Here is a 12,902-nt window from a genome sequence, read left to right as displayed (position 1 = left end):
GTTATTTTAGGTTCTTCACCTGGTGTTATAGTATTTATTTTAGGTTCTTCACCTTCTAGTGTTGCATTAAATAAATAATCTTTATCCACTTTTAAAGGGGTTATCTGTTCTTCAAAAGCCTTTTGTCTATCCTTACTATTTCTTAGTGCTTCCATGTCTAAATGAGCTTTTAATGCTATTTCATCCCTACATTTAACAGATTTAAAAGCATCACCTAACCAGTAATTAAAGTCTTTTTCTTCAATTTCTTTTTTGTAAGTTTCTTCTAAAGTTTTCTTATCAGTTTCATAAGTTGTTTTTAGACTCTCTACATCTTCTTTTGTCATACCTCCTTCAAACTTTTTAATAGTTTCATTAGCTGTATTAAGTTGTGTTTCAAGATTTACATAATCTTCTTGAGTAACTGTAGTCTCTTTTATTTTCTTTTCTATAGACTTTTGAAGAGAAGCTATATCAATCTTGTTATCCTCGATTTTTATTCCTTCTAGTAATTCTTTTAACCAATCCATTTTAAATATCTCCTTTCATTTTTTACAAAATAAAAAAGTCTCTTAAAGACTTTTATCTAATGATTTATTTAATTCTTCTGTTACTCTCTTTAAAATTTCATCAGAAACTTCGTCTATATTAGCTTTATTTTCTTTTTTTAATTTATTGCAAAGAATACTTACACTAAGATTAGCAATACAATTAATAACAATTTGTACTACACAAACTACAACTATAACTTGAGTTAATATACACATTAAAATCACCCACCTTTTTATCTAATAATCTATCTTAGTTTTCCCTTCTTTAGCAAAACGTGCTTTTATATCTTTAGATGCTAGCTCTCTTATATACTTCAAATCCTCATCAGAAAGTCGCTTTGCAGGACTTTTTATTTTTATTTTTGTTTCATTAATTTTTTCTTTTCCAAATATTCTATTTAAATTTTCTTCTAAATTTCTCACTGCTTCGTTAAATATATCAATTTCTTTTGTAGCACTTTTTATATTTTTCTCAAAATCTGTTGTATCTAGCTCCAACTTAGCTGAAAGTTCTAATTTACTTTCCTCATCCTTTTCTTCATCAACACATCTATGCTTTTGTTCTAAATTTCCAGCATAGTTTGTTGTATTTTCAATAGTTACAGTATATTCAACTCTTTCATATAATTCCTCAAATTCTTCAGCATTATATGTATATATTGCGCCATCTTCTTCTTGTACAATGTAATCACCTATATTAGCTTGGTGTATGCCTATAATAGTTTTTACAAGCATTATAGGTTTTTTATCTTCATTACTGTCAACTGCAAACCAAATGTCTTGATTCATAATTGCTTTTATTATCCAAGTTGGTAACTTTGTTTGTTTTGTATCTCCAATCCATTTAAATGCTTCTATTTTATTTGATTTCTTCACAAACTTAGCCATATTACTTATTCCGCCTTAAAGCTTTAACCATATTTTCATTACTAACAAGCAAAGAATATGGTATGAGTATCACACCTAAAATAAAATTGAGTAGCGGGAATAAAGCTAGAAAAATAAAATTATATTTTTTTCTTTTTCTAACATTCATACTTTTAAATAATTCAATTAATTCCTTGTTACCATCAACCCTCATTTTTAATAAGTAAAGCCCTGTGAAAAACACAATTATTGATAAAATATATAATTTAAACATTTCAAATCACCCTCTCAACTAAATTTTCACATAATAAAAGCACCTACTAATTAATCATTTAGCAAGTGCTTTCTAATACCAATAAGATGTTTTCTCATCTGGATAATTATTTTCTTCTATAAATTTACGTATCATACAGTAAACATGAGACATATAAAAATGATTCCCTTCACTGTCTCTTTCTGCTATTTTTACTATATCAAAAGATTTATCTTTAGTATAAAGTATAACTTCTCCAAACTCTCCATCTTCTTCTGGTTGATAAAAATAAGATACTTTATCATCTTTTATATAATTTTTCTTTATAAGTACCATGTTTATCCCTCCCTCAAAGCTTTTTCATAATCATATTTTCTCACAACTAAACCATGAGCTTTCTTATAATCATAATTATATCTATCCATAAGAAACTTTTCTAATCTCTCATGTTTTAATAATATTATATCACATTTTCTTATATCTTTTCCCTCAATTAATCTTTGCCAAGAGATAGCCATATCATAACTAGGGTCAAAACTTTTATATCCACCATATAAATTATATTTATTCATAAATACATGGCTTTTTATATCTTGTATTACTTTTTCACTATAGCCTGTATTTTTAGCTATAGCTTTAATATCACTGGTTCTTTTTCTTATTTCTTCATAATATAAATTAGCATGTTTTTCTTCTCTTAGATATACTTCTAGGTCGTTTAGTCTTTTCCTGCTTATTGCTCCACTTGAGGAACCATCTTTTACATACTTAGAATACCACTCATTATACTTCATTGATGATGGTACATAATAAGTCTCACCATCTTCTTTTCTTGCTGACCTATAGCTTTTTTCACCATCAAAATATGGCACTACTACACATCTACACCTAGGATGAAATGGTGGAGCTGTAATTCCTATTTCATAATACTTCATTTCAATGACTTTGCCATCAAGAGGACTACATCTTTTCTCACAAACCCTGCTATCTAATGCACTTACTATTTCATATTTCTCAACCCCTAGACTATTAAAACAATCCCTTTGACTTGCTGAACTAAAAAAGGCAAGCTCAGATTTTACTAATAACTTAGCTTCTTCTTTGCTTGTATTAAAGTTTTTATTAATTTTATTTGTTAAGTCTCCAGGAGATGCTCCATTAATTAAAGTTTGTTTTAATCCTTTATCAAGTTCACTTATTAATCTTGGTCTATGCTTATTCCATATTCTATTACTAAATGTTATTCCATCAGTAGTCCAAGGTTTATTAATTATTTTATTAATCATATTTGGAATAAGCATGGCTAATAAAACTCCTGAGCCTTCACCTTTTTGAGTTTCAAAAGCAGTATGATAATAATTATCTTTATAAGTATCTGTTACAAGTCTATTTATATCTTCATACTCCTTTGAGTATAATACCTCAATTTGATGCCTTGTTTTTAACTCTAATGCTTCTAGTCTGCTTATACGAACTCTTTTAACTGCACTTTCTAGTTCTTTCAGCCACTTTTGACTAATTACATTTTCTTCTCCATACTTGATATATTCTTCTAATGATAATTTAAGTTCAGTTAATTCACTTGAATTTAATAACTTCTCAGCTTCTTGCATGCTTATTTTATTATCCTTAGCAAATTCCATATACCAACTATTTATTTCTCTAAGAATATTATAAAGTACTAAATCATATTGTTTTTCTAGTTCCTTGTTAAAGGTATCACCTTTGTTATGAACATCTTCTTCTAACTGATTAAATGTCTTTATCCAGTAATCCATATTATTCATTTATAGATTCACCTTCTTCAATTTTCTTTTTAGTTGGAAAAACATCTTCATATTCTTTCATACTTTCTTCTTTCTGTTTTTTAAGTCTGTTTAATTCGTCATTAACATCTTCAACCCAAGGATGATTACTAACAATAGTTTCATCTGATATAATTCCAGTTGATTTAGAAGCCATATCTATTTTTTCAGCTTCATTTATTATCATAGAATGATTAAATGTTATTTGAACTGACTTATAATCATAACTCTTACTACTACTTATCTTTAAATACTCACATACAAACCAAAGAAGCTCTCTAATTGCTTTTTTAAACTTCTTTTCAGTCTTGGAACATTTTAAATCAAGTAGTGAATATAAAAATTTAAGTGCTACACCCGATTTGTCACCTGTGTTTTGAGATTCGGGATTAACCCCTTGACCAAAAATAATTATATTCTTTTCTAATCTATCAAGAAGCTCCTTTTTAGCTTCAACTGGTATATTTATCTCTAGTTTATCAACTCCACCTCCATCATCTACTTTAACCGATTTATAGTATCTTATATTATCTATAAACTCCTGTAGACTTGTGCCTGGATATTCTTTTAATACATAAATAAACTCTTGTATTTCATCTAAATTATCTGCTAGTGTAGAAATATTATTGTCATATATATCTATTAATGACTTATAGAAAGTTAAATCTGAGACACACTTTTCATTATTTTTAAAAGGTATAAAAGGTACTTTGCCCCATCCTTGCTCATTGTTGTTTACTCTAAAATGACCCTCTTGTATTTCTGTCAATTTTCCATATTCATCATATAAAAGCTCTTGAACAAAACTATTACCTCTTTCAATAAAGTAAGTTACATCATTTTCTGTATAATATTCAACTCTTTTTATCTTGTTACCATCTATATCTTCAATGTAGTAGAATCTAATAAATGCAACTAATTCCCTCTGTCTTTTACTGTCCCAAATAGGAATAGCTTCCTCAGCAGGTATTATTACATATTTAAACTCACCTTTTCTATTAATATATGGGTGTAACCATTCTATGCCTTTATTGCTTGCATTGAGGTAGAGTTCTGTTATTGTATCGTCAAATTCTTCCCCTAGCAGGTCATTTAAAAGCTTAGTGAAATTGTCATCATCTGCATTAAATACTATTGGATTCCCAACACTATAACCCACTTTTTGGTCAACTAAAAGCTTGTGGTAGTTGTTAACTGCTTTATTATTAACCTTAGTGAAATCCTCAACCTTAGAACCATCTAAAAGATAGTATCTTCTTTTGTTCTTTATCTTTGCTCTTCCATAATAGTATTCTTCTCCTTCTTTGTACTGCTCTGGTCTATGTTTTAAGATGTAGTGTTCTATTACTTTTACTAGGTTAAAGGTACTCTCTTTTTTTAACTGAGCTTTTATTAAGTCTGTTTCACTTATATAAATTTTTAACACCTCCTTTATTTCAAGAAGCTTATTCCATTATTTTTAAGTTTATTATCTATAGAATATCTAAGAGCAGCCATTGCATCATCCATAAACTCAACCGGTTCATCAAGATATAATCCTGTTCTTTCGTCTTGTTTCCATTTCCATTGTTGAATTTCTTTTATTGTATTGGTACAACTAGGATGTACATGTATTCTTAACTGTTTTAAATAATCTATTTGAGCTTTAACACTTCCAGGTCCTTTTTTAACTCCTTTAGCTTTATATCCTGCACTTTTCCACATTTTAATTCTGTCAGGTTCAGCACTATCACAATACATAAATAAATTCTTTTCTAACCCTTTACTATTTGCAATTCTTATTATTTCTGATGTATCCATTTCATGTACATATATTTCATTGCATATATATAGTTCACCATCCTTAAAACCAATTCTAAGTATTGCATTTGCATGGTTAAATCCAAAGTCTTGTGACAGTCTCATATTATCAAAATACTCAAATTCTGTAGGAAATTCATGTATAGCATAATTTTTAAGTATTGCTCCACCAGTTTCTCCCCATTCTCCAAGTCCATATACTCTATAACCTTCGGGGTCTTGCTCTTTTCTCATTTGCATTCTTCTATAGTAAGCTTCATCAATGAATCTATTTTGTAAATAAGTGCTATGATGAGTGAATATATCATCATTTTTATAATCAAAATATTTTCTTTTTATCCAATGAGTAGCTGAGACTGGATTAAATGTAAATGTCATTTGATAGTATAAGTTAGGATTAGTTAAAATGCCTCTTAAACGGTCGTCTAGTATGTCTATATCACTTTCCATAAGTTCTGTAGCTTCTTCACACCATACCCATGTTAATTTACCTTTTGAGAAGTTAATTGATTTTAATTTTTCTCTTTGTTTTGCATCATTAACCCCTCTGAAAATTATAGAATTACCAGTAACCTTACTTTTAATTTCTAAAGGATTTAAAGTTGTTTTCCAATACTTATCAGCTTGTTTACCATAAATACGATTTATAGCTCCTGTAAGCTCTGCATATGTTGAATATTTATGTGTAGCTTCTGATTTTCTAACTACTAATAAGTTAGCTCCTTGGTACTTTTTATCACCTAGCTTTAGTATATAGTCTTGTGCTACATTAACAGACTTTCCACTACCTGCTGAACCTTTCATCGCTCTGTATCTTTTTTTAGTAAAGTTAGCTCCCTTAAAAACTGGATTAAAATCTATTCTAACTATCATTGTTATCCCCATAATCTACACTTATTTTCAACTCATCATCTCCAATATCATCTTTATTTAGGTTAGCAACCTCACATTTTAACTTTTCAACTCTATTTTTCTGCTCCTCTGTAGCCAAATTCCAATCCTTATGAATCATTTCATCATACTGTTTAATTAAACTCCTTAACTCACTCATAGCCCTACTCTGTGCATTAAGAAAAGATGCTTGTCTATCCCATGCAAATTGAAATTCATATTCTATCTTCTCGCCATTTTCTGTGCTTTCATGTTTCTTGAGTTCCTTAATCATTTCTTCTTTATCTTTTACATACATTATCTTTTGTGCTCTTATTATTGCTGCGTATTGAATGGTTATCTGTTCCCAAAGAATATCGAATTTATCTTTTATAGATATTTCTTGTATCAATTCCATAGTTTCTTCGGGTAAGTATTTTGAGAAGAAACCAAACTTTTCAGCGTTCTTATTTCCAGGTGGACCAGTGGCATTCTTATTACCTATGGGTGCACCCCTTTTATTTTTAGGTGCACCTTTCTTTTTTTCACTAGCCCAATTGTATCTTTTTATCCATGACTTTAAAGTGTTTAAACTAATGTCATACTTTGCTGATATTTCCTTTTGTTTCATACCTTTTAGGTAATCTTGTTTTACCTTTTCTTTGACATCTTGCACATCACCACCTCGTTTGTTTGTCGTTTTGGGAATAAAAAAAGAACTCTATTTATTGAGCTCTTTATCAAAAAAAGTTGCTTTTAAAGTAATAGCAGCTTCTTTCATCTTATTAAATCTAATTTTGAAATTATTTAAAAAAATCTCTTTTCCACTTATTTGTGTGATTGTGACTATGGTTAAAAAACTATTGTTAAATATACTGTAGACTTTTCCCATAATACCATCAATATATAGATATCCATAAAGATTCATCATTACAAATATAATAATGTAAATTAATGTTACTATATTTGTAAATAAGCGATATGAATATTTTCCTCTATCTATATTATCAACGAAAATCTTATTAATTATTTTTCCTCCAAAATAACCAATTGGCAAATATAATATTAGTTCAAATGTTGTAATCCCATATATAATACCATAAGCATATTTATCAAAACTATGAATGTAATTTGATGCAATTTCTAAAACTGCTGAAAATATTGGAATACCTATTATAGAATAAATCATAAAAGTCATAAAGGTAATAAATATTTCCCAAAATTCATATGTAATCATACAGCTCAACATTAAAACAAAGAAAAATGGGAAAAATACTTTCATTCTATCATTCGATAAGTACAATATTATTAAAAGTATAATTAATATTTTCTGTATACATTTATTTTTTAAATTAAAATTTATAGCAACTAAACTAAGACCAGAAAAGAACATACCTGAGAGATATAAAAATTTGTTATTCTCATTCAATAGAAAAATTTTTTTATCAAATAATATATACGAAAAAATAACTAGAAAAAAACCAAGTAGTAAAATAACTATATGCCATTTTCTACTCATATCACGGATCCAACTCTGCTCTTTACTAAAACTAATTATTTTATTATAAATATCTATAAATATTTTTTTCGCTTTATTTTCTCTCATCTTCATCCCCTCCAAAGTATAAAATTCAACTTCAAAGGTCAATATCCTTCAACAATAGTTCGACAATAGCAAAATTCCCCACAAATTTATGCTAAAATTTTATTGAAAGGAGGTGTTCTTATGAGTAAAAATATTGGTATTAGAAATTTAAAGCAATTTCAAAAGAAAATTGAAAGAATGGAACAAAATTTAAAACCTGACTTTGATAAAATTCGCACAATAATTCTCAGCAAGAAATTTATGAACCAACACACTAATTTTAATTCCTTTGATGAATTACTTGCATTTGGTGATTACATAGTCAATTCAGAAGAAGACTTTTTAGCTATTCCTGATAATGAATTTGATTTATTTATAGTTAAAAATACTGATTTTCCAGATTGGCAGACCATGCTTGATACGGCATATTCAAAATATTTAGAGTCTTGCCTTAGATAAAACATCTAGACAACTTTCAAAATGTTTATCTAATTCTTTTATGATTTCCCTAGATTCTTTTATAAATTCAGCCATATAACATACACCACTTGCAGATATCTTGAATTCAGAATCTAGGGAATTTTTTCTTTCTGATGCTACAGCTTGTGTGTTTTCCTTAACCTCCATAATATATTCCTCCTTCTTAATTTATTATATAAAAAAAGACCTAGAAACTAATCTAAGTCTTTTGCTTTCATATTTACTATATAATTTGCTGTAAGCACTACTCCTCTTATCAATAAATCTTCACTAATAGCACTTTTTCCTATAAAACTCTCAACATATTCAACTCCATAATCTAAGAATTCATCATCAGCATCTATATTAAATTCATCTAATTCTTTTATTATCTTTTCTCTTAAATCATTCATATTGTCATACTCTTGTAAAAAATAAAAGACTAAGCTTACCCGAACTTAGTCTTTTTAGTGGGAGATACATATTATTTAAGAGCAAGTTCTAGGAATCGAACCTAGATTAAACACCAGCACCTGCATGGTGAGTGAGGTTACCAAGCCCCACTCTTTTTAGACATCTGAATTAAGATACAAAATATAAAATTTTGCCCTCAATTTCTCTACTTTTTAGTGTATCCGTTAATTAATATTTGAACATAGTTAGAATTGAACTAACAGCATCCTCATGCCCTGCCTAGTCTGTTCATAGTAATAAAAAAAGACCATACACTGGTCTTAATTAAATTCATATTTTTCTTTGTACTCTTTAATAGCATCATCCCAAGCCTCTTGCTCTGTTATTTTCTTTTCTATAGCAATTCTTTTTGCTATATCTCTTATCTTTGTTGCTCCTTCTAATATTCCCATTTCATATTTCCCCCTATTCTATATAATTTAAGCGAGGTCATAAGTCCTCGCTCTATTTAAAATATAAGTTAAACATCTTTTTTAAGTTGTAAATCAGGAAATGGTATAACTTTAGCAGAAGTTAGAGTATTTTTAGGTAGATTTAATAGATATTCTACTTCTTCTGGCTCCAGACTAAAGTTATAAGAAAACGAAAGCTCATCCATAAATTCTTTAGGAGTAAAAACTTTTTCATTTAGCAACATCAAAACTGCTGTTTTTAACAATGCTGGTAGAGAAGTTAATAACTCATCATCTAATGGTTCTGATTTTCTTAATCCTCTACGTTGTAAAGTACGAATCATAGACTGATATTCATCCATGCTGATAATTCCTAAAGAATATGAACGACGAATCATTGCTTGTATAGAAACTTTCCATTTACGTTTCAATTCTGTATAATTTGGAATACGTAAAGGAGTTCTCTTAGCATCAATTTTAAAAGTCTCTTCTGGTAATAAGAATGTAGATGCAAATCTATTAGCTTCCGATTCTCTGTCTTTAAACTCTTGTTTTTCTAAAGCTTCTACATCCTCGCTCCACTCATGCAAACATATATGCCCTAATTCATGAGCTATATCAAAGTGAATTCTAGAGGCAGAAGTCTTATTACTAGAATAACCAATAAGATAAACCATTTCTCCCGAAATATCTACCATTTGGCTAAATGCATCTATATCATCTGTAGAAGTCGAAAAACTTGTTACAAGTATTCCATGCTGCTCTACTTCATATATGATATTATCAATAGGTTTTAATCCTAATCCCCAAGCTTCTCTTAAAAGTAAAGCAGCTTCTTCTGGTGTTTTCCCAGAACAATCTGGTAAATTTAATGTTGGGAATTCAATATAATCTTGTAAGAAGAAATATATTTCTGCTAGAAATTCCATTTTTTGAATTTGCTCTGCTCTATATTTTTTATTTGTAGTCAATAATGCTCTGAAATATGTTGAACCTATTGCAATATTATTTCCTGTTTCTAAAAAGAACTTAACTGGAAAACCTAACTCTTTTGCTATTCGTTTCACTACATTATTATCATTTGGTTTCGATTTATTATTCTCGTACATCGAAACAGTCTGTCTTTGACAGTCAATTCTCTCAGCTAATTCAGCTACTGTCATTCCTCTATATATACGAGCTTTCTTTAAACGCTCTCCATTAAAATTAATTTCCATAATTATTTCCTCCATCTATTCACTAAAAAGTGACTACTTGGCATCTTCCTCCTTTTTCGCCTTTTTTAAAGGATGTGTTTTCTTTCTTGCATCTGCTTTTGCAGTTAACTTCAATCCAAGAGTAGGATTATTTGCAACAGGATTAGTCTTATCAACTTTTTCTACAACTGTACTTTCTTCTATAGATATATAAGAACTCAAATTTTGTTCTGATACAATATTTAAATTTGTGTCAATCATCACAGCACGAATAGATGTCAATTCATATTCAGCTGTTTGATTAAATAACAATAATACATGGTGTTCAATGATAGCACCATCTTTATTTATACTATCAATTAAATTTTGTAAATATATTTCAATTTTATCTTCATTATCAAATTCTAATGAAAAAAATGATAGTTGTTCAATAGGAGCTTTTAAATCTCCATTAAATACTTTAGTTAAAATATCTACATAATGCATTTTTTCTCTTTTATTGACATTATTATGAAGTTCTTTATATCTTTGCTCTCTCATTAATACATAAAGATACTTGCTATTTTTATCATATATAAAAATCATTCTCCAACGTCCGCGTTTAGATTTATACGCTTTAAAATTAGAACTATTAAATGCAGTATCAATTGCATCATTTAACAAATCCCAAAACTGAAAAGGTACTCCATTTTTAGTTATAAGGTTTTGTTTTCCTATATATTCTCTAATTTCTTCTCTTGCCTTATTAAAGCATTGAACAATGATATAACTTATTTCATTAGGAACTTCTAATTTTATTTTATTTGACACTCAGGCATACACCTCCTGCATATTTTTATATATTTATTGTAGGCGTTTTGTGCTAAAGTGTCAATATTAAAAGTCAAATATGTGCAGTTTTTATATTTAAAGCGTCATTTAAAATTTTTTAACTGTTTATATAGTCTCCCTAATTATAAAAATTATTCATTTTGGCTAGAGCAAAGACAACCCCTTAACTCTAGCCAAATATTAAGTTTTGAGAGGGAAATCTTTCATTTCCACAATATTATTATCTCATGCTTTTTTAATCAAAAAGGGGAGAAAGTAGGGAATAAAGTGGGAACTTTTGGGGAAAAACTGGGGAATTTTCTAATTTTTAAATAATGGTAGCTCATTTTCCTTAATTCTTGGATAAAGCATATCCATAACTTTATATACTAACCTTTCCCTTACACATCTACAAGTTTTCCTATCTGAGTTCATTTCTAAAGATATATAAACCATGCTATTTTTCATTCTGCTATCATAAAACAGTTTAAAAAAATGTTCTTCTCTTATATCTAAACATGTAAGTGCATTTTCTATCTTCTTCTTTTCTATTTCTTTATCTTTTTTTAATTTCTTTAATCTAGCAATATCTCTTTCTTTTTTAATAACTTCATCTTCCACACTTGAATTAAAAGCATATGTCGGACTTACCTTGTCACCATAACCAATAGCTTTGCACCCAAATATTTCATTTTCTCTACTTTCTATATCCAATTCAAGATTTTTAATCTCTGCATTTAAAAATTTATAATGATGTAATCTACCTTCTACTTTTTTAAAAAGTTCTTTTTTATTAATATTATTATCCATACTTCCACACTCCTGTTTATGTTATAATAATCTTGGATAAAAGCTTTATATTTTTGACAAGTGGAGTGTGAAAGCACTCCTTTTTTCTTTAATTAACAGAAATTATCTTTTTCAAAGAAACTAATCTGATTTGTTTTTCTTTCAGACTTTATAATTCTAATTGATTCATCTATTAAATTTAATGAATTAAGTAACACATCTTTTGGTATATCCTCCCATTTATCAGCACCTAATACCAATAAAGTTCTTTTCTTAACAAGTTCAAATTCTTCATTAACTTTCGATATCCCTAATCTTTCTTTTATATAAGAAGATATATCATATTTGGTTTTGGATGTTGGTCTGTAGTATTCTGAACACTCTTTTTTAAGTTGTTCCATTTGTATATTATGTTTAACTTCCATTTTAAGCAATGATTCATTCACAATAGTATTGATTTGACTAAGTTGTGAATTTGATAAGGTTCTATTGAGTAACTTCTCTAATCTTATAAAGTATCTTCTTATTTCCCTTCCTTTATGATTGTTTTGTACCATAGCAAGTTCTTTTGCTACATCAAGCTTTAATACATATTCCTTAGATGGTCTACCACCATTTGAGTTTTTCACATTTTTATGAAAAACTGAATAATCCTCATTTTCCTTAAATCCATATTGTTTAATCCTATCTTCAATCCAGTCTATAAACTGTCTCTTAACTTCTAAGTTATTATGTAGTTCTCTAGCAAAAACTATTTTCTCTCCTGTATCAGTTTCATAAACTGTAACCAAATCATCTGCTACAACTCTTAAGTTTTCATTTATCATAATATCGTTCATATTTATACTCCTCCTATAATATTTCTTCCAATACAACTTCAACTCTTGGCTTATCACTATAATACTTACTAGCCACTACCTCAACTATCTGTGTATCATCCTTATACGCTATCTCATTAAGTGCATCAGCCACAATCTTAACAATATTGTCAATATCGGGTTTCTTGCTGGGTCTTAACACATTATTTCTTTTCTGCTCTTTAACTTTTTTACTGTTACTTTTAGCTATAGAG

Annotated in this window: 19 protein-coding genes; 1 reads left to right on the top strand and 18 read right to left on the bottom strand. The window is 28.5% G+C overall.

The window, feature by feature from the left end:
• The 10 genes from Q3304_RS20095 to Q3304_RS20050 form a co-directional block, all read right to left on the bottom strand.
• Positions 1–509 (bottom strand): phage scaffolding protein (locus Q3304_RS20095; protein ID WP_407815055.1); only part of this gene is annotated, 509 nt, incomplete at its 3' end.
• Between the two features lie 42 nt (positions 510–551).
• On the bottom strand, positions 552–746 hold the full coding sequence (locus Q3304_RS20090; RefSeq protein WP_407815056.1) for a hypothetical protein: 195 nt from the start codon (positions 744–746) through the stop codon (positions 552–554).
• A gap of 21 nt (positions 747–767) precedes the next feature.
• Positions 768–1,418: a hypothetical protein gene (locus Q3304_RS20085; protein WP_227851800.1), complete on the bottom strand. Its 651-nt coding sequence runs from the start codon at positions 1,416–1,418 to the stop codon at positions 768–770.
• A 1-nt stretch (position 1,419) separates the two neighbouring features.
• On the bottom strand, positions 1,420–1,671 hold the full coding sequence (locus Q3304_RS20080) for a hypothetical protein (protein WP_407815057.1): 252 nt from the start codon (positions 1,669–1,671) through the stop codon (positions 1,420–1,422).
• 72 nt (positions 1,672–1,743) lie between these two features.
• Entirely contained in the window at positions 1,744–1,986 is a 243-nt protein-coding gene (locus Q3304_RS20075) for a hypothetical protein (protein ID WP_095904183.1), read from the bottom strand.
• A gap of 2 nt (positions 1,987–1,988) precedes the next feature.
• On the bottom strand, positions 1,989–3,437 hold the full coding sequence (locus Q3304_RS20070; RefSeq protein WP_407815058.1) for a minor capsid protein: 1,449 nt from the start codon (positions 3,435–3,437) through the stop codon (positions 1,989–1,991).
• A complete protein-coding gene (locus Q3304_RS20065) occupies positions 3,430–4,881 on the bottom strand; it encodes a phage portal protein (protein ID WP_407815059.1) in 1,452 nt (483 codons plus the stop codon). Before Q3304_RS20065 ends, Q3304_RS20070 begins: the two co-directional genes overlap by 8 nt.
• A 5-nt stretch (positions 4,882–4,886) precedes the next feature.
• Entirely contained in the window at positions 4,887–6,140 is a 1,254-nt protein-coding gene (locus Q3304_RS20060) for a PBSX family phage terminase large subunit (RefSeq protein WP_407815472.1), read from the bottom strand.
• The gene (gene terS, locus Q3304_RS20055) at positions 6,118–6,801 is read right to left on the bottom strand and encodes a phage terminase small subunit (RefSeq protein WP_407815061.1); all 684 of its coding nucleotides are present in this window, start codon (positions 6,799–6,801) and stop codon (positions 6,118–6,120) included. Before terS ends, Q3304_RS20060 begins: the two co-directional genes overlap by 23 nt.
• Before the next feature lie 45 nt (positions 6,802–6,846).
• Entirely contained in the window at positions 6,847–7,731 is an 885-nt protein-coding gene (locus Q3304_RS20050) for a hypothetical protein (RefSeq protein WP_227845407.1), read from the bottom strand.
• A 120-nt stretch (positions 7,732–7,851) separates the two neighbouring features.
• Between Q3304_RS20050 and Q3304_RS20045 the strand changes: the two genes are divergently transcribed.
• Positions 7,852–8,169, top strand: a complete 318-nt coding sequence (locus Q3304_RS20045; RefSeq protein WP_227845408.1) for a hypothetical protein — start codon at positions 7,852–7,854, stop codon at positions 8,167–8,169.
• Here Q3304_RS20045 and Q3304_RS20040 read toward each other — a convergent pair.
• From Q3304_RS20040 to Q3304_RS20005, 8 genes are all read right to left on the bottom strand, one after another.
• Entirely contained in the window at positions 8,149–8,337 is a 189-nt protein-coding gene (locus Q3304_RS20040) for a hypothetical protein (protein WP_227845409.1), read from the bottom strand. The two genes, Q3304_RS20045 and Q3304_RS20040, sit on opposite strands and share 21 nt — an antisense overlap.
• A 47-nt stretch (positions 8,338–8,384) precedes the next feature.
• A complete protein-coding gene (locus Q3304_RS20035; protein WP_227845410.1) occupies positions 8,385–8,582 on the bottom strand; it encodes a hypothetical protein in 198 nt (65 codons plus the stop codon).
• Between the two features lie 321 nt (positions 8,583–8,903).
• A complete protein-coding gene (locus tag Q3304_RS20030; protein ID WP_054270877.1) occupies positions 8,904–9,035 on the bottom strand; it encodes a hypothetical protein in 132 nt (43 codons plus the stop codon).
• Positions 9,036–9,103: 68 nt separating this feature from the next.
• Positions 9,104–10,252, bottom strand: coding sequence for a helix-turn-helix domain-containing protein (locus Q3304_RS20025; RefSeq protein WP_407815063.1), 1,149 nt, complete (start codon positions 10,250–10,252; stop codon positions 9,104–9,106).
• Positions 10,253–10,285: 33 nt separating this feature from the next.
• Positions 10,286–11,041 (bottom strand): DUF5986 family protein, encoded by a 756-nt coding sequence (locus tag Q3304_RS20020; protein ID WP_407815064.1) that lies wholly within the window; start codon positions 11,039–11,041, stop codon positions 10,286–10,288.
• Positions 11,042–11,362: 321 nt separating this feature from the next.
• Positions 11,363–11,851 (bottom strand): hypothetical protein, encoded by a 489-nt coding sequence (locus tag Q3304_RS20015; RefSeq protein WP_407815065.1) that lies wholly within the window; start codon positions 11,849–11,851, stop codon positions 11,363–11,365.
• Between the two features lie 92 nt (positions 11,852–11,943).
• Positions 11,944–12,669 (bottom strand): antA/AntB antirepressor family protein, encoded by a 726-nt coding sequence (locus tag Q3304_RS20010; protein ID WP_407815066.1) that lies wholly within the window; start codon positions 12,667–12,669, stop codon positions 11,944–11,946.
• Positions 12,670–12,682: 13 nt separating this feature from the next.
• The coding region (locus Q3304_RS20005) for a RusA family crossover junction endodeoxyribonuclease (protein WP_407815471.1) at positions 12,683–12,902 on the bottom strand (220 nt) is incomplete at its 5' end.

The sequence above is a fragment of the Clostridioides sp. GD02377 genome (assembly GCF_045899875.1).
Classification (GTDB): domain Bacteria; phylum Bacillota; class Clostridia; order Peptostreptococcales; family Peptostreptococcaceae; genus Clostridioides; species Clostridioides difficile_A.
This window is presented reverse-complemented; position numbering and strand designations above follow the sequence as displayed.